The sequence below is a fragment of the Arthrobacter sp. Y3223151 genome (genome assembly GCF_059091125.1).
In genome coordinates, this window is sequence record NZ_JBNHGI010000001.1 from 223,831 (window position 1) to 239,502 (window position 15,672).

The window sequence follows — 15,672 nt, forward strand, 5'->3', positions numbered from 1 at the left end:
CGGGACCGTCACTGCGGGAGCGCCACCTGCCAGAGCAGGCGGCCGCTAGAACAGGTGGGGAATCGAGGTTCCCAGGGCCAGGATGAAGATGCCGTAGAAGGCGGCAACAATCAGCAACGAGTAGAGGATGGCGCCGCGCCAGGATTCACCGCCGAGGAACTTCATCCAGACCAGGCACAGGAGCAGCGCGGGAACCTCAAAGCCGATCTTCGGCATCAGCCACACCATGACCAGCAGCGTCGCGAAGCCGCCGGCGGCCAACCAGGACAGCTTGGAGAACTTCTCGCCGTCCTTGCCCCCGCGCCGCCCAACAACAAGCTGGGCGAGCGCGAGGACAGCGATGATCAAGCTGACCAGGAACGGCCACATTCCGGGCCGGGGCCGTGCGGGTGTACCCAGCCCCAGCCCGAGCGAGAGGACGATCCCGGCCACGCCCAGCACAAGCACCACGATGGAGGCTGCGAGGTTCGCTACGGGTCCGGCCGGGGGCGGAGCCTCGGCCTCCCATTGGGCAGCCAGTTGCTCCGGCGTCAGATCGTCTTCGACGATGCCGACTGCCTCGGGGCCCTCGGCGGGCGTGTCGCGGTGGGGCGTCATGGATAACTCGATTCGCTGTGACGGCCGAACGGGGCCGTGCGGGTGGTGCTACTCGCCGGCCAGGGAGATGTCGTACTTCTCGGTGAGTTCCTTGTACTTCGCGGCCAAGTCGTTCCACTGCTGGACGACTTCCTCACCGGAGATCTCCTTGGGGGTCAGCATGTTCTTCTCGTTGAAAGCCTTGTAGCTGTCGGCAGACTGGGCCGCCTCGACGGATGCCACGAGCTTGGCCTTCACATCTTCCGGCAGGCCCTTCGGAGCGGCCAGGGCACGGTACTGGGAGACCGGAACCTCGTACCCTTCTTCGATGGCGGTGGGAACGTCCGGGAGGTAGGTGTTGCGCTCGTCGGAGAAGACGACGATCGGCTTGACGGTGCCGGCGTCGATCTGCGGCTTGGCCTCACCCAACTGGATGGTGGCCAGCTGCACCTGGTTGCCCATGACCGCCGTCAGTGCCGGCGAACCCGAGTCGAAGGGGACCTCGGTGCCCTTGATGTCGGCCTGGGCGAAGAGGATGGCCTGGGCCAGCTGCGAGCCGGTGCCCACGCCGGTGGTGCCGAAGGTCAGCTTCTTGGAGCTGTCCTTGACGTCGTCCAGCGTTTCGATGCCGGAGTCGGCGCTGGCCACCAGGACGTAGTCGTCTTGGGACAGGCCCTTGATGACGTCCAGGTCCTCCAGATTGACGGCTTCGCCCTCGGAGACGGCGAGCGGCGTAATGGTGATCAGCGAGGCGTTCAGCAGGACCAGGTTCTGGCCATCGGGCTTCATGGCCGCGACTTCCTGGGTGGCCAGGGCGCCGTTGGCTCCCGGCTTGTTCACCACGGGAACGGCTACGCCGAGCTCGTCCGCCATGCCTTCGGCTGTGGTGCGTGCGATCAGGTCGGTGGAGCCGCCGGCCGCCTGCCCGACGGTCAGGGTGATGGGGCCGGCGGGGAAGGCTTCCCCCTCGGACGCGGTGCTGCCGACGTTGCCGCCGCAGGCGGTCAGCGCCAGGGCGGCGGAGGCTGCGGTCAGACCGATAATGGTCCGGCGAATGGGAAATGCTTTCACGGGGGCTCCTTGCTCGATGAACAGCGGTGTTCGAACGGGTGGGCCGTGACCGGGTTCATATGAAGCAGGTCACTTGTGGCTCGGACACTGAGCTTAGGAAGAGACTATGATGCATGTCCAAGCCCATTACTGCATTGAATGATACTTGGAAGGCATCATGTTCACTTTGGACCAGGCACGCAGTTTCATTGCGGTGGCGGAGGAACTTCACTTCGGCCGCGCTGCCGAGCGGCTGAACATGACCCAGCCGCCGCTCAGCCGGCAGATCCAAAAACTGGAGCGCAGCATCGGCGTCGAACTCTTGGTTCGTGACAACCGCAAGGTGGCGCTGACCGCCGCGGGGCATGCCTTCCTCGCCGAGGCACGCAAGCTTGCGGTCTCGGCGGACCGGGCGCCCCGGACGGCGCGCCGCATTGCCGCGGGCCGGGCGGGAGAAATCCGGATCGGCTTCACGGCCACCTCCGCCTTCAGCCTGCTGGGTCCGCTGCTGGCCGAGATCTCGCAGGAACTGCCCGACGTGGACGTCGATCTGCAGGAGATGGTGACCAGCGAGCAGGTGCAGGCCATCGAGGACGGCGATCTCGACCTGGGTCTGGCACGGCCCCCCTTCGACACCGACCTGTTCGAGTCCCATCTGTTGTTCTCCGAGAACCTGATGCTCGCCGTCCCGAGCGGGCACCCGCTGGACCGACTGTCGCCGCCGCTTGCCATCGCCGACTTGAAGGACGTGCCGTTGATCATGCACTCGCCTATCAAGGCGCGCTATTTCTACGATCTCGTGGTCCGCCAGATTCCCATCGAACACCGCAACGTTGTCCATACCGTCGACCAGATACTGACCATGGTGGGACTGGTCGCCGCCGGCCGCGGCGTCGCCTTCGTCCCGGAGTCGGCCCAATTGCTGGGAATCGACGGCGTCGCCTACCTGCACCTGCCCGGGCTGGCCCCGGACTCGGTGGAACTCCACGCGATCTGGAACCGGAACTCCCATAACCCTGCGCTGCGTCGGATGCTGGATAGCGTCTGGGCGAAAGCCGCGTAGTTGGACATCTCCCGGAGCAATACTCTTCAGGCATCAATCCATACAAAATAGGGCTTGGACAGGCATCGCATTGCCTTCCTAGGGTGGAGCCAACGCATTCAACCCGCCGCCCGCGGCACCATCGCAAAGGAAGATGCACGTGGCCCAGTACACGCCCCATGAACTCGCAGACAAGCTCAAGGACGGGCTGCTGTCCTTCCCGGTGACGGCGTTTGATGCGGAGTTGAACATCGACGAAGCCGCCTACCGCAACCACCTGGACTGGCAGTCCAGCTTCGACGTCGCCGGCCTGTTTGCCGCCGGCGGCACCGGCGAAGGTTTCAGCCTGACTCCGGCCGAGTCCGCCCGCGTGGTCCGGATGGCCGTCGAGGAAGCCGGCAGCCGGGTTCCCGTCCTGGCTTCCGCCGGCGGTTCCACGGCCCAGGCCATCCAGAACGCCAAGGATGCCGAGGCAGCGGGTGCCGAGGGCCTGCTGCTGCTGCCGCCGTACCTGACCGAATGCGACCAGGCCGGTTTGCTGGCACACGTTTCGGCTGTGTGCTCCGCCACCAACATCGGCGTCATCGTCTATAACCGGGCGAACGCCATCTACGCCGCGGACACCGTTGCGGCACTGGCCGACCGGCACGCGAACTTCATCGGTTTCAAGGACGCCCTGGGCGACATCGAGCACCTCACCAAGGTCTACGCGAAGAACGGCGACCGCCTGTTCTACCTGGGCGGCCTGCCGACGGCGGAGACCTTTGCGCTGCCGCTGCTGCAGCTGGGCATGAGCACGTATTCCTCCGCCATGTACAACTTCGTGCCGGAGTTCGCCCTGGACTTCTACCGCGACGTCCGCAACCAGGACCGCGATGCCGTGACCGAGAAACTCAACCGTTTCGTGCTCCCCTACCTGGACATCCGCGACCGGGTTAAGGGATACGGTGTTTCCATCGTCAAGGGCGGCCTGAAGGCCGTCGGCCGCGACGCAGGCTTCGTCCGCCCGCCGCTGCAGGACCTGACAGAGAAGGACATCGCCGACCTGTCGGCCCTCGTCGAGGCCGCCGGCATCCGCCCGGCAGACACCATCCGGCAGAACGCCTAGCGTTCGCCGCCTGCCCCGGCTTCGCTTCGCTCAGCACGGGGACCCCGGGCGGCTCTCTTGGCCCGAAGCGGCCGCCCGAGACGGGCGGCCGCTTTCCGGCCCTCAGCCACAGCCGACCATCCGCAGAAGCAGTAAAGAAGGAGCATCCGATGCCCAGCACGCAGACAACTCTGACAGGCCACTCGATCATCGCCGGCGAAGCCGTAACAGGCACCGGCGGCACGGTGAACGGTTTCGATCCTGCCACCAACGAGGTCCTCGAACCGGCCTACAGCCTCATCGACGCAGCCCAGCTGGCAACGGCCACCGCCGCCGCCGAGGAAGCCTTCGACTCCTTCAGCACACTGGATCCGGAAGCGCACGCTGCTTTCCTGGAGAAGATTGCCGACAACATCGAAGCGGCCGGGGAAGAGCTGGTGGCACGCGCGATGGCCGAAACCGGCCTCCCCGCCGCGCGGCTGAACGGTGAACGCGGCCGCACCACCGGCCAGCTCCGCCTGTTCGCCGCGGTAGTGCGCCAGGGCGACCATCGCGGCGTCCGCATCGATCCGGCCCAGCCGGAGCGCCAGCCGATGCCCCGGGCCGACATCCGCCAGCGCAAGGTGCCGCTGGGCCCGGTCGCCGTCTTCGGTGCCAGCAACTTCCCGCTGGCCTTCTCCACCGCCGGCGGAGACACCGCCTCCGCCCTGGCCGCGGGCTGCCCCGTGGTGTTCAAGGCCCACAACGCCCACCCCGGCACCAGCGAGATCGTCGGCCGCGCCATCGCCGACGCCGTGGCCGAGGCCGGCCTGCACCCCGGCGTGTTCTCGCTGGTCTACGGCCCCGGCGCCAAGATCGGGCAGGCCCTGGTCGCCGATCCGGTCATCAAGGCCGTCGGCTTCACCGGGTCCCGCTCCGGCGGCACGGCCCTGGTGGCCACTGCCGCGGCACGGCCGGAACCCATCCCGGTCTACGCCGAGATGAGCTCCATCAACCCCGTGTTCTTCTTCGACGGCGCGCTCAAGGGCGACCTGGATGCCCTTGCCGCCGCCTACGTCGGCTCGGTCACCGGTTCCAGCGGGCAGCTCTGCACCGCTCCCGGGCTTGCCTTCGTGCCCGCCGGTGACGCCGGGGACGCGTTCGCCGCCGCCGTGAGCCGCGCCCTGGCCCCGGCCGCCGGCCAGACCATGCTGACCCGCGGAATCGCCGATTCCTGGGTTGCCGGCGTCGACTCCCTCGGCCGGCAGGACGGCGTGGAACTCGTGGCCCGCGGCCAGGAAGGCGCCACGCAGAACGCTCCCGCGCCGGCGGTCTTCGGCACCGATGTCCCCACCTTCTTGGCCAATGACGTGCTGCACGAGGAAATTTTCGGCGCGGCCTCGCTGATGGTCCGCTACACCTCCAGCCAGGACCTGGTGACCTCCGCCAGGCGGCTCGAGGGACAGCTGACCGCCACGCTGCACATGACCGACGAGGACCACGCCACCGTGGCCCCGCTGCTGCCCGTCTTGGAGCGCAAGGCCGGCCGCATCCTGGCCAACGGCTGGCCGACCGGCGTCGAAGTGGGACACGCGATGGTGCACGGCGGCCCCTTCCCGGCCACCTCCGATACCCGCACGACGTCGGTGGGCACCCTGGCGATCGAGCGGTTCCTCCGCCCGGTGGCCTACCAGAACATTCCGGATGCCCTGCTGCCGGCACCGGTGCAGCAGGACAACCCGTGGCGGCTCACCCGCCGCATCGACGGCACCCTGGAGCTCGCCGGAGGGCAGGCATGAGCATCCAACCCACCATTGCCGCCGTCGAGGTGGTCCCGGTCGCCGGACACGACTCGATGCTGCTGAACCTCTCCGGCGCGCACGGACCGTTTTTCACCCGCAACGTGGTCATCGTGACCGACTCCGACGGCCGCACCGGCCTGGGCGAGGTCCCCGGCGGGGAGAAAATCCGCGCCACCATCGAAGACGCCGGCGCCATGGTCACCGGCCGCCCGGTGGCACGCTTCCGCAGCCTGCTGCGGGAGATTGCCGCGGCCTTCGCCGACCGCGACGCCGGCGGCCGCGGGCTGCAGACCTTCGACCTGCGCACCACGGTGCATGCCGTGACCGCGATCGAGTCGGCGCTGCTGGACCTGCACGGCCAGTTCCTGGGCGTTCCCGTGGCCGAACTCCTGGGCGACGGCCAGCAGCGTGACGCGGTGCCGATGCTCGGCTACCTCTTCTACGTGGGCAACCCGGACGCCACGGACCTGCCGTACCTGCGCGAGCCCAACGGGGCGGACGACTGGGAGCGGGTGCGCCGTGAAGAGGCCATGACCCCGGAGGCCGTGGTCCGCCTGGCCGAAGCCGCGCAGGCCCGCTACGGCTTCCAGGACTTCAAGCTCAAGGGCGGGGTGCAGGCCGGCGATCTGGAAGTCGACGCGGTCACCGCGCTCAAGGACCGCTTCCCGGACGCCCGCATCACCCTGGATCCGAACGGCGGCTGGCTGCTGCAGGACGCCATCCGGCTGGGCGGGCGGATGCGGGGCGTGGTGGCGTATGCCGAGGACCCCTGCGGCGCCGAAGGCAAGTTCTCGGGCCGCGAGGTCATGGCCGAGTTCCGCCGAGCCACCGGCCTGCAGACCGCCACCAACATGATCGCCACCGACTGGCGCGAGATGGCGCATGCGGTCCGTACCAACGCCGTCGACATTCCGCTCGCCGATCCGCACTTCTGGACCATGGCCGGTTCCGTCCGCGTGGCGCAGCTGTGCAACGAGTTCGGGCTGACCTGGGGCTCGCACTCGAACAACCACTTCGACATCTCGCTGGCCATGTTCACGCAGGTCGGCGCGGCGGCGCCTGGCGAGATCACCGCCCTGGACACGCACTGGATCTGGCAGGACGGCCAGGGCCTGACCAAGGAACCGCTGTTGATCCGCGACGGCGAGGTCAAGGTGCCGCAGGCCCCCGGACTCGGGGTCGAACTGGACCGCGAGCGCCTGGCCGAGGCCAACGCCCTGTACCTGGAACACGGCCTCGGCGCACGCGACGATGCCGTCTCCATGCAGTACCTGGTGCCCGGCTGGGAGTTCGATCCCAAGCGCCCCTGCCTGGTCCGCTAGTACCCGCCGCCCGCTCCGCACCCTGCGGGGCGGGCGGTCTTTCTGTCCCGCCGTTTGGCCTCTGCCCGGCCGGCCGTCTTGAGCCGGCCGGGCAGAGCCGTGACTTCTGGAGGTCCCGTGGAAGGTGTGCTGCTCGGCTTCGGCGTGGTGCTGGTGATCGTTGCCGTCGGCTTTGCCGCCGCAGCCATCGTCCCGCAGAGGGCGCCGGAGATGCAGCGCGGACTGACCCCGGTGATTTACTACATCACCAACCCGGCGCTGATGCTGGTGCTGCTGTCCGAGGCGGATCTCGCGTCGGTCGTCGGCGTCTTCACGCCGATCGCGCTGATTACCGCCGCCCTCGCGGGATTGGTCTATGCGCTGTTCAGCCGCTTCGTCCTGCGCCGCCCGGCAGCGCAGACGGCCGGCGGCGCCATGGCCTCCACCTATGTCAATGCGGGGAACATCGGGGTGCCGATCGCCCTCTACGCCGTGGGCAGCGCCGACCCGGTCGTTTCGGTGCTGCTGGCCCAGCTGCTGGTCATCGCGCCCGTGTACCTGACCGTCTTCGCCTGGTGCCAGCGGAAGGCTGCGGCGGGAAAACCCTCACCGGACGACGGCGGTGCTCCCGCGGCCGTCCCGCTGTGGCGCACCGTGGTGAAGTCCATCCTTAATCCGGTCACCGTCGCCACCGCCGTCGGCGCGCTCATCTCTGTGACCGGGCTGCGCCTGCCGGAAGTGCTCTGGACGCCGGTGGAAATGCTCGGCAACGCGTCCATTCCGTTGCTGCTGATGCTGTTCGGCATGAGCCTGCGCGGGCAAAAGCCGCTGACTCAACGCGCCCTGCGGGCCGACGTCGCGTTGGGTTCCGTGGTCAAGCTGGCCCTGATGCCGGCCATCGCCTGGGCGGTGGCCCACTTCGTGTTCGATGTCGGCGGCATCCCGTTGCTGGGCGTGGTGGTCATGGCGGCCTTGCCGACGGCGCAGAACGTCTTCCTGTTCACCAGCCAGTTCCGCATGCAGTCCACGCTGGTGCGGGACATCATCTTTCTGAGCTCCCTGCTCTCGCTGCCCGCCGTCCTGCTGGTCGCCCTGCTGCTGGGCTAGGACCCGGACCGCAGCCGGGTCGCAGCAGCCGTACCGGCAGGGGCTGATCCCGGAGTTCGCCGTCGGGACCTGTGGCAGAATCGACGCTGTTGACGTGGGTCCCTGTGTTGCCTGTGCGGCGGGGCCGCGCCGGGAACAGGGCCTGGCGGTGATTGGATGGCAGACATGACGTTCGCGTTGATACTGGACCTCTTCGGCACGTTCTTTTTCGCCATGTCCGGCTGCATCCTGGCGGCCCGGCGGAAGTTCGACATTATCGGCTCGCTGTTCCTGGGTTCGCTGGCAGGCCTGGGCGGCGGAGTCATCCGCGATTTGATCCTGGGCACCGTCCCCAGCGCCTTCAATAATCCGCTGTATTTCGTCCCGCCGGTCCTGGCCGCCCTGGTGGTCTTCTTCCTGTTTCGCAGCGTGGAACGGTTCCAGCGTCCGCTGCTGATCTTCGACGCCGGCGGGCTGGCACTGTTCTGCATCACCGGGACGGTCAAGGCCCTGAGCCTGGGCATGAACCCCGTCGCCTCGGCGCTGCTGGGCCTGACCACTGCCGTGGGCGGCGGAATACTGCGCGACGTCGTGGCCAACCGGGTGCCCCAACTGTTCAGCCCGGACGACCTGTATGCTGTGCCGGCCATGTTGGGTTCGGCCTTGGTGGTGGTGCTGTGGTTTGCCGGGGTCTACGGAACGCTGGCCGCGGTGGGTGTGGCCGCCGTGGTGTTCGGGCTCCGCGTGGTCTCCCTGCACTTCGGCTGGCACATTCCGCACGCCGCCCCGGTATCGCGCCTGCCGCAGGACGACGGCTGATCAGGGAACACCCGCGGCTGGGCGGAAGCGGCGGCGGGACGGAAGCCGCGGCTCTGGCCCCACGCGGCGGCCGGACGGAAGCCGCGGCTGGGGCCCCGCTCCGCTCCCGGGCTTCTTCTGTGAGCGCCGCCGGCGGCCCCGCCCCGTTTCTGGGGCATCTTGTGTGAGCGCCGCTGGCCGCCCTATGCCCGGTTCTGCCGGTGGATCTCCTCGATGATGCGGATGGCCGCCACGGCGTCCGCGGGCTCGACGGGAACCGGGGCGCCCTCGTGGATGGCCGCGGCCAGCTGCCGGTAGTACTCCGGGTAAGCGCCGGCGACGGGGCGAACCCTGCGGGTACGGCCGGGCGTGCCGAAGGTTCCCCACCGCTCTTCGGGCTCCTCGCCGTATCCGGCTGCCCCGGGGACAGCGCCGGCCGCCAGCGCGGCCTCCTGGCTGTCCAGCCCCCAGGAGGTGAAGGCGGCGGCCGAGCCGAGCACATGGAACCTCGGCGCGGGCAGCGCGGAGATGAGGTTCATCGACAACCGCGAGCGCACCCCCGATTCGTGCAGCAGGGAGACGAAGGCGTCCTCGTCGGAGGCTGCGGGGTCGGTGTGGCGGGCGGTCTCGCCGTAGACCGTGGCGGCCGGCCCGAAGAGCGTGAGCGCCTGGTCGATCAGGTGGACGCCAAGGTCGAAGAGGATGCCGCCGCCCCCGGTGGCACCGGCCGTCGCTTTCCAAGCCCGCAGGCCCTCCGGCTTCCAGCGTTCAAAGCGGGACTCGAAGGTGTGCACCCGGCCGAGTTCGCCGTCGCCGATCAGCTGCTTCAGGGTCAGGAAATCCGAATCCCAGCGGCGGTTGTGGAAGACGGAGAGCACCACGCCGGCCCGCCCGGCCCTGGCCAGCAGGGCGTCGCCTTGGGCGGATGCGGGGACGAAGGGCTTGTCCACCACCACGTGCAGGCCGCGGTCAATCGCGGCGTCGGCGAGCGCGTAGTGGCTGGCCGGCGGGGTGGCCACCACCACGAGGTCAAGCGGCTCCGGCGCCGCGAAGAGTTCTTCCGCCGTTGCCACGATCCGGGCGCGCGGGTGCCGGGCCGCTGCCTGTGCGGCCCGCTCGGGATTGGCCGTGACGATCGCGTCCAGCGAATACCCGCTGGCGGCCTCCAGCAACGGCGCGTGGAAGACCCGCCCGGAGAGTCCGTAGCCGATTACGGCGGTGCGCAGCGGGTAGTGCCCGGCCATGGTTGCTCCTAGAATGTTCTGCTGCCGGCCGTAAGTGCCCGGCTGCCTCGAGCCTAGCGGTGGACCTGCGGCTGTTCACGCAACTGCTGCGTGAGGATGTGCGCCTCCTCCAGGAGCAGCTTGCCGAGGAACTCCTGCCGGTCGGGCCGGAACCGTTGTTCGATGCCGGTCAGCGACAGCGCCCAGGCCGGCTGGCCGTGCCGGTCGAACACGGCCGCACCCATCCCCCAACTGCCCTCCAGGATCAGCCCCGGGTTGACGGTATAGCCCCGCTCCCGGGTCTCGGCCAGATTCGCGCGGATCTTGTCCGGCGCATGCGCCGGGCCGAAGCGCTCGACCCGGGCACCGCCGTCGTCGAGCAGCCGGTCGATCTCCGCATCCTCGAGAAAGGCCATGATGGCCAGCCCCGCGGAAGCGATGCCCAGCGGGAAACGGACGCCTTCGTGCAGCACAAAGGAGCGCACCGGGAAGCTGCCTTCCACCCGGACCAGGCAGACGGTTTCGTCGCCCCGCCGGATGGACAGGAAGGCGCTCTCGCCGGTCTCGTCCGCCAACCGCTGCAGGCGCGGCCGGGCCAGGTCCTCGATGGCAAAGCGGCCGGCGGCCACCGACCCGAGCACATAAAGCTCCGGGCCCAGATGCCAGGCGCCGGTCGCGGCGTGGTGGTCCAGCAGGCCTTCTGCGGCGAGGGAGTTCAGCAGCCGGTAGACCGTGGGGCGGGTGAGGCCCGAGGCCCGGACGATGTCGGCCAGGGCCACGCCGGTCTCCGGGGCGCGGCCGACGATCCGCAGCAGTCGGGCCACCCGGCCGACCACTTGGGCACCCTGCACCTGCTTGTCCGGCACTTGTCCTCCTGACGGTCTGGCGGCGGGCCGCGGCGGTCGCCACCCCGTCGATCCACAATGTGGACAGTCTACCGGCCGCTGTCCACACTGTGAATGCGCGACTCGGGCACCCGTTGACGGTTCCGCCGCCGCGCCACTAGTCTGCCGGATAACAGCTGTCCACAAGATGGACAAGTTCCGCGCCGCGTCAGGATGAGTGGGTGCGGACGGCACTCAACGAGGAGGAAGCAATGTCCAAACTGACGGCAGGACCCGCCGCCGCACTGGCCGGCGTGCTGCATGACGGGATGACGATCGCGGTGGGAGGATTCGGGCTCTCCGGCATCCCCGCGGACCTGATTGACGCGGTGCGCGATTCCGGCGTCAAGGACCTGACGGTGGTCTCCAACAACATGGGCATCGACGGCAAGGGCCTGGGCGTGCTGATCGAGGCCGGGCAGGTTCGCAAGGTACTGGCCTCCTACGTGGGCGAGAACAAGCTGTTCGCGCAGCAGTTCCTGGCCGGCACGCTGGAGGTCGAATTCAACCCGCAGGGCACGCTCGCCGAGCGCCTCCGCGCCGGCGGCGCGGGCATCGCGGCCTTCTACACCAAGACCGGGGTGGGCACCGTGATCGCCGAAGGCAAGCCGCACGAGGAGTTCGACGGCGAGCTTTACGTGCAGGAGCGCGGGATCGTGGCCGACCTGGCCCTCGTCCACGCCCACACCGCCGACACCGACGGCAACCTGGTCTACCGCTACACCGCCCGCAACTTCAACCCGGTGGTGGCCACCGCCGGCCGCGTCACCATCGCCGAGGCCGAGGTGATAGTGGAGCCGGGTGCGCTGGATCCGAACCACATCGTCACTCCGGGCGTGTACGTCCAGCGCCTCGTGCAGGCCTCCGGCCGCGCCAAGGACATCGAGCAGCGCACCGTCCGCCCCCGCCCCGCCGTCGTCGGCGCCTAAAGACCACCCCCGAAGGAGCACATCATGGCTTGGACACGAGACGAGATGGCGGCCATCGCGGCCGCCGAACTGAACGACGGAGACTACGTCAACCTGGGCATCGGCATCCCCACGCTGGTGGCCAACAACCTGCCGCACGGCGTGCGGGTGGTGCTGCAGAGCGAAAACGGCCTGCTGGGGATGGGTCCGTTCCCGTACGAGGGCGACGAGGACGCCGACCTGATCAACGCCGGCAAGCAGACCGTGACGGTGCTGCCCGGCGGCTCCATCTTCGACTCGGCCACGAGTTTCGGCATGATCCGCGGCGGCCACGTGAAGACCGCCGTCCTGGGCGCCATGCAGGTCTCGGCCGCGGGCGACCTGGCCAACTGGACCATCCCCGGGAAGATGGTCAAGGGCATGGGCGGCGCGATGGACCTGGTCGCCGGCACCCCGCGCGTGGTGGTCCTGACCGAGCATGTGGCCAAGGACGGCACGCCCAAGATCGTCAACGAATGCTCGCTGCCGCTGACCGGGGTGAAGGTGGTCAACCGGATCATCACGGATCTCGCCGTCTTCGACATTAACGACGACGACGGTGCCCTCCCGCTGCGGCTGGTCCGCCTGGCGCCGGGGGTCACCGTGGCCGAGGTGCGGGAGAAGACCGAGCCGGACTTCGCCGTCGCCCCCGAACTGGACGAAGCCGCCGCCGAACCGGCCGGTGCGCGGAAAACAGCACTGGAAGGAACCCACTGATGAGCCTGAAGCAACATTTCGGCCGGGACATCCTGCTGACCGGCTGGGGGCACTCCCCCTTCGGGAAGCTGGCCGACGAAACGCTGGAATCGCTGATTGTCGGGGTGGCCCGGGAAGCCATCGCCAACGCCGGGCTGGAACCGGGACAGATCGACGAGATCTACCTGGGCCAGTTCAACTCCGGCATGGTGCCGCTGGGCTTCGCGTCCTCGCTGGCGCTGCAGGTCTCCGACGACCTGGCGAACGTGCCGGCCACCCGGGTGGAGAACGCCTGCGCATCCGGATCGGCGGCCGTGCAGCAGGGTGCCAAGTCGCTGCTGGCCGGCACGGCGCACAACGTGCTGGTGATCGGCGCCGAGAAAATGACCCATGCCGGCGCCGACGTGGTGGGCGCCGCCCTGCTGGGCGCCGACTACGAGGCCGCCGGCAAGCCGAGCTCCACCGGGTTTGCCGGCCTCTTTGCCGAGACCGCCAAGCACTACCAGAAGCGCTACGGCGAGGTGGGCGACGTCCTCGGCTCGATCGCCGCAAAGAACCACCGCAACGGTGTGGCCAACCCCTACGCGCAGCTGCGCAAGGATCTCGGTGAGGAGTTCTGCCGGACGGTCTCGGACAAGAACCCCGTGGTCGCCGAGCCGCTGCGCCGCACGGATTGCTCTCCGGTCTCGGACGGTGCCGCCGCCGTGGTGCTCAGCACCGAGTCGCCGCGTTCCGGTGCCGCGGCGGCCGCAGTCCGGCTGGCCGGGTTCGGCCACGCGAACGACTTCATGCCGGCCGAAAAGCGCGATCCCACCGCCTTCGCCGGCAGCCGCGCCGCCTGGCAGCGCGCCCTGGACATGGCCGGGGTGGGGCTGGAGGACCTGGACCTGGCGGAGGTGCACGACTGCTTCACCATCGCCGAGCTGATCATGTACGAGGTCATGGGGCTGACGCCGGCCGGCGAGGGCCGCCGCGCCATCGAGGAAGGCTGGGTGTACCGGGACGGCAAGCTGCCGGTGAACCTGTCCGGCGGGCTGAAGGCCAAGGGCCACCCGGTCGGCGCCACCGGCGTCTCGCAGCACGTGGTCGCCGCCATGCAGCTGTCCGGCACGGCCGGCGACATGCAGCTGTCCGGCGCCCGACGCGCGGCCGTGCACAACATGGGCGGATTGGCGATCGCCAACTACGTCAGCGTGCTCGAAGCCGTGTAGTTCCTTCTAAGTTGGCGGCAACGGGCGCCCGGCAAACCGGCCGGGCGCCCGTTCGCGTCACGGCGGGGCGGCCTCCCTCGCCCGACCGCCTTCCCGCGTCCCTGGCCCGACCGCATCCTTCACCAGCCCGGTCTCCGGCCGGTTCGCTTCCCGGACTCCGTGTCTCCTGGCGCCGGAGGCGGCGTCAAACCGGCAGGCTTGACCTAGGTCGCCGCCCCGTGGTTGATGCCGGCCTCCAGCAACTCCAGCAGCCCCCGGCGGAACAGCTCCTTGCCACCATGGGCCGGGTGGCGAACCTTCGGCACGTTGAGCCCGGCCGCGGCGACGCTGCGGTGGCCTATGTTCCCCACGGCTACGACCGTGTCGATGCCGAAAATGCCGGCCAACTCCTGCCAGAGCGGCAAGCCCGCCTGGATTTCGGCGCTTGAGGGCGTCCGGTTGGAGTGCGGCCGTCCGGGCTGGTGCGGGTGGAACGGGTACGCGCTCCAGAGCAACGGCAGGAAGTCCAGATCGGCCAGCACGTTCCACATCACCGTTGCCGTCGGCTCCGCCGGAACGGTCAGGACCTCCGGCGGGACGACGTAACCGTTGCCCGGGCCGAACATGCCGAACGGGTCACTCCCTGAAATCAGTGCCTTGTTGGTGAAGGGGACTCCTGTCACGGTCATGCCGCGGTACCCGGGGGCCTCCCCGACCAGCAGGACCTTGGGCCGGCGTTCCAACATCTGATCCAAGTACCTGGTGATGTTGTGCCGGCGCGCTGCGTTCGCCGGCACCGATGCCGAGAAGAAGTTGCGGCTCGCTGGGCCCGTCTCGAACTCCCCCAGCCGCACCACAAAGTCCCTGATTTCCTGCTGCGCCGTCACCATCCCAACCTATGCGATCAGCGTTGCGACGGTGGAACCTGACCGGTGGCCCCTGCTACCGAGTTGCTACAAGATCCGAAGCCCCGGCCCGGGACTGCCAACCATCCGAAGCCGCGTCCCCGAGTTGCTAACGATGCGATTCCCGGCCCCGGGGACCGCCAACCATCGACCCCCTGCCCCCCTGCCCCGGATTGCCAACCATCGAGTGGCGGGAAGCTGCAGCGAAACGGCCCTGTTCGCTGCAGCTTCTCACCACTCGAGTGCGCAGGGGAATGCATGTCCAGTCCAGAGGAAAACATGTCGAGGGCCCAGGGGATTACAGGTCGGTGAACTGCTGGTGGGACCAAGCGTCGGGGAGACAACCCAGGTCGCCCGCCCCACCGGCCCCACAGACAACGACGCCGGTGCCCGGGGCGAGGAAGAATCCCCAACCGGGCACCGGCGTCGCGCTGTAAATAGTTGTCAGGCTGCAGCGGGCGCGGAAGCCCGCCGCCCAGCCGCCCAGCCGCTAGGCGCGGGCAGAGTCCTTGGGCAGGCGGGCCGCCAGCTTCCACGCAGCCGGCATGGCCGCTGCCGCGATCAGCGACTTCACGATGCCGCCGATGATGAACGGGTACAGGCCCCACTCGAGCGTCTGCTGCAGGTCGGCGCCCAGGGAAATGGCCAGCCAGATCATGCCGAAGACGAAGGTGATCACGGTGCCCGCCAAGAAGGAGACGGTGGCGCCCAGGAACTTCTTGTCCCAGTTGCGCTTGGCCAGCCAGCCGGTCAGCCCCGCGGCGGCGATGAAGCCCACCAGGTAACCGCCGGTCGGGCCAACGGCGGCGGCCAGGCCGGAGGATGCGTCGGAGAACACCGGCATCCCGGCCACGCCGGCCACCCAGTACAGTGCCATCGACAGCATGCCGCGGACCGGACCCAGCGTGCTGCCCACCAGCAGGACGGCCAGGGTCTGGCCGGTGATCGGCACCGGCCACAGCGGTACGGCCAGCTGCGCCATCACGGCGGTCAGGCCGGCACCGCCCACGACCAGCGCGGTGTTGGCCAGGGCGGTGCTGGGGACCAGGGCGTCGGCCAGGACACCCTGACGCGCAACGGCGGCTGAACTCATATTTGCTCCTTCT

The 15,672-nt window shown here is 69.0% G+C and carries 15 protein-coding genes; 9 read left to right on the forward strand and 6 right to left on the reverse strand.

From position 1 onward, the window contains the following. Positions 1-45: 45 nt before the first annotated feature. Both AC5RUP_RS01055 and AC5RUP_RS01060 read right to left on the reverse strand, forming a co-directional pair. The gene (locus AC5RUP_RS01055; RefSeq protein ID WP_494149802.1) at positions 46-597 is read right to left on the reverse strand and encodes a tripartite tricarboxylate transporter TctB family protein; all 552 of its coding nucleotides are present in this window, start codon (positions 595-597) and stop codon (positions 46-48) included. A 48-nt stretch (positions 598-645) separates the two neighbouring features. Next, a complete protein-coding gene (locus AC5RUP_RS01060; protein WP_494153739.1) occupies positions 646-1,647 on the reverse strand; it encodes a tripartite tricarboxylate transporter substrate binding protein in 1,002 nt (333 codons plus the stop codon). Positions 1,648-1,804: 157 nt separating this feature from the next. Here AC5RUP_RS01060 and AC5RUP_RS01065 point away from each other — a divergent pair, with 157 nt between their 5' ends. From AC5RUP_RS01065 to AC5RUP_RS01090, 6 genes are all read left to right on the forward strand, one after another. Beyond that, positions 1,805-2,689, forward strand: coding sequence for a LysR family transcriptional regulator (locus AC5RUP_RS01065; RefSeq protein ID WP_494132390.1), 885 nt, complete (start codon positions 1,805-1,807; stop codon positions 2,687-2,689). 139 nt (positions 2,690-2,828) lie between these two features. Further along, positions 2,829-3,776 carry a 5-dehydro-4-deoxyglucarate dehydratase gene (gene kdgD / locus AC5RUP_RS01070; RefSeq protein WP_494153740.1) on the forward strand — a complete coding sequence of 316 codons (948 nt, stop codon included), beginning with the start codon at positions 2,829-2,831 and terminating at the stop codon, positions 3,774-3,776. 149 nt (positions 3,777-3,925) lie between these two features. Further along, a complete protein-coding gene (locus AC5RUP_RS01075; RefSeq protein ID WP_494132392.1) occupies positions 3,926-5,533 on the forward strand; it encodes an aldehyde dehydrogenase (NADP(+)) in 1,608 nt (535 codons plus the stop codon). Continuing rightward, positions 5,530-6,858 carry an enolase C-terminal domain-like protein gene (locus AC5RUP_RS01080; RefSeq protein ID WP_494132393.1) on the forward strand — a complete coding sequence of 443 codons (1,329 nt, stop codon included), beginning with the start codon at positions 5,530-5,532 and terminating at the stop codon, positions 6,856-6,858. The genes AC5RUP_RS01075 and AC5RUP_RS01080 overlap by 4 nt, the downstream gene beginning before the upstream one ends. 117 nt (positions 6,859-6,975) lie before the next feature. Further along, positions 6,976-7,944 (forward strand): AEC family transporter, encoded by a 969-nt coding sequence (locus tag AC5RUP_RS01085; RefSeq protein ID WP_494132394.1) that lies wholly within the window; start codon positions 6,976-6,978, stop codon positions 7,942-7,944. 165 nt (positions 7,945-8,109) lie between these two features. After that, on the forward strand, positions 8,110-8,742 hold the full coding sequence (locus AC5RUP_RS01090; RefSeq protein ID WP_494092709.1) for a trimeric intracellular cation channel family protein: 633 nt from the start codon (positions 8,110-8,112) through the stop codon (positions 8,740-8,742). Between the two features lie 182 nt (positions 8,743-8,924). On the opposite strand, the gene AC5RUP_RS01095 is transcribed toward AC5RUP_RS01090, so the two are convergent. Both AC5RUP_RS01095 and AC5RUP_RS01100 read right to left on the reverse strand, forming a co-directional pair. Then, the gene (locus AC5RUP_RS01095) at positions 8,925-9,965 is read right to left on the reverse strand and encodes a Gfo/Idh/MocA family protein (RefSeq protein ID WP_494132395.1); all 1,041 of its coding nucleotides are present in this window, start codon (positions 9,963-9,965) and stop codon (positions 8,925-8,927) included. 53 nt (positions 9,966-10,018) lie between these two features. After that, a complete protein-coding gene (locus AC5RUP_RS01100; RefSeq protein WP_494154637.1) occupies positions 10,019-10,810 on the reverse strand; it encodes an IclR family transcriptional regulator in 792 nt (263 codons plus the stop codon). Positions 10,811-11,040: 230 nt separating this feature from the next. Here AC5RUP_RS01100 and AC5RUP_RS01105 point away from each other — a divergent pair, with 230 nt between their 5' ends. The 3 genes from AC5RUP_RS01105 to AC5RUP_RS01115 are packed head-to-tail and all read left to right on the forward strand — an operon-like array spanning position 11,041 to position 13,682. Beyond that, entirely contained in the window at positions 11,041-11,757 is a 717-nt protein-coding gene (locus AC5RUP_RS01105; RefSeq protein ID WP_494132397.1) for a CoA transferase subunit A, read from the forward strand. Positions 11,758-11,781: 24 nt separating this feature from the next. After that, a complete protein-coding gene (locus tag AC5RUP_RS01110; RefSeq protein ID WP_494154636.1) occupies positions 11,782-12,492 on the forward strand; it encodes a CoA transferase subunit B in 711 nt (236 codons plus the stop codon). Then, the gene (locus AC5RUP_RS01115) at positions 12,492-13,682 is read left to right on the forward strand and encodes an acetyl-CoA acetyltransferase (RefSeq protein WP_494154635.1); all 1,191 of its coding nucleotides are present in this window, start codon (positions 12,492-12,494) and stop codon (positions 13,680-13,682) included. Before AC5RUP_RS01110 ends, AC5RUP_RS01115 begins: the two co-directional genes overlap by 1 nt. A gap of 203 nt (positions 13,683-13,885) precedes the next feature. Here AC5RUP_RS01115 and AC5RUP_RS01120 read toward each other — a convergent pair whose 3' ends face one another. Beyond that, positions 13,886-14,548 carry a uracil-DNA glycosylase gene (locus AC5RUP_RS01120; RefSeq protein ID WP_494132400.1) on the reverse strand — a complete coding sequence of 221 codons (663 nt, stop codon included), beginning with the start codon at positions 14,546-14,548 and terminating at the stop codon, positions 13,886-13,888. Between the two features lie 508 nt (positions 14,549-15,056). After that, entirely contained in the window at positions 15,057-15,659 is a 603-nt protein-coding gene (locus AC5RUP_RS01125) for a biotin transporter BioY (RefSeq protein WP_494091692.1), read from the reverse strand. Between the last annotated feature and the right edge of the window lie 13 nt (positions 15,660-15,672).